General features: G+C 71.4%; 1 pseudogene. It reads left to right on the plus strand.

From position 1 onward, the window contains the following. Window positions 1-377 (plus strand): annotated as a pseudogene (locus IMZ11_RS44805) (arginine--tRNA ligase); the annotation flags it as partial.

A 377-nucleotide genomic window follows, 5' to 3' on the forward strand; every position in this document is an offset into this window, starting at 1 on the left:
GTCGAGCGCCCGCGCAACCTCGAGCACGGCGACTACGCGACCAACCTCGCGCTGCAGCTCGGTAAGAAGGTCGGCGTCAATCCGCGCGAGCTGGCCGGCTGGTTGGCCACCGCGCTCGCGGCGGCCGACGGCATCGCGACGGCCGAGGTGGCCGGGCCCGGCTTCGTCAACCTGCGCATCGAGGCCTCGGCGCAGGGCGTCATCGTCACCAACGTGCTGACTGCGGGTGCGACCTACGGCAACTCCACCGAGCTCGCCGAGAAGATCAACCTGGAATTCGTCTCGGCCAACCCGACGGGACCCATCCACATCGGCGGCACTCGCTGGGCTGCGGTCGGCGACGCGCTGGGCCGGCTGCTGACCACGCAGGGCGCCGA

It is taken from the genome of Microtetraspora sp. AC03309, from assembly GCF_020826795.1.
Lineage (GTDB): Bacteria > Actinomycetota > Actinomycetes > Streptosporangiales > Streptosporangiaceae > Microtetraspora > Microtetraspora glauca.